1 protein-coding gene is annotated in these 804 nt (G+C 27.4%); it reads left to right on the top strand.

The features are described from left to right. Nucleotides 1-205: 205 nt before the first annotated feature. Nucleotides 206-804, top strand: a 599-nt coding sequence (locus tag K5R16_RS21975) for a hypothetical protein (protein WP_220740533.1), incomplete at its 3' end; no start/stop codon positions are given.

The following is an 804-nucleotide window of genomic DNA, read 5'->3' as shown; positions in this document are numbered from 1 at the left end:
GAATAGGTTTTATCTTTATTTAACCTTTCCTATAGTAATTCAACTTGCATTGGTCTTTTTGTTTTTCTATATTCCAGAAAACATGTACTTGTCATTTTTGTTTCTTCCTTCTAGTTTTTTATTTTGCGCCATTTTTTGTAGCTTTTTTACTAAAAAAGAAATTTCGATAAGTAAAGCAATTAGAATTCAAGTGTATGACTTTGAAATGAAATTGTTTTTATTTTTTTGTTATTTTGTTATTGCACTTATTCCTTTAGATATTTTCTTTAATGGCTTTAAGTTACTAAAACCATGGACATATGCTGAGTTTAACGGATTTGGTAGGTATATTAGACATATTACCAATTTTTCATGGCTATTGTGCTTATTTGGGAGCTTGTTTTATAAAAGAGGTTTTAAGTTTAAGTTTATTTTATTGGTTGGGTTAATTGCTCCTATTCTCTTTATTGACCGAAACCGATTATTAATGGGATTGTTTTCGATATTTTTAGTATGGTATTACTCAGAAGAACATAGCTCTGACTTTTCTAATAAAAAATTAAAAGCTGTTTTTTTTATAGTATTTATAGGTTTGATTTTTTCTTTTATTGGCAGTATTCGTTCAGGGAGTGGTTTTTTTGTTCCTACTTCTGGAGACTCTTTAGTAAATGGTTACTTCCCTCTAAGTAAATATTTTTATTTTTTACCCTCTGGTGTGCAGCAAATAGTGCTTTATATTACTACACCTCTCTTTAATTTTTCACATATGATTTATTTAAACTTTAGTTCTGATGTTTTTTTATTAAAACAGTTAGCCTTTTTATC

This window comes from Shewanella sp. c952 (assembly GCF_019654975.1).
Classification (GTDB): Bacteria; Pseudomonadota; Gammaproteobacteria; order Enterobacterales; family Shewanellaceae; genus Shewanella.
The sequence above is the reverse complement of the archived record's forward strand: the minus strand, read 5'-3'. Positions and strand labels throughout refer to the sequence as shown.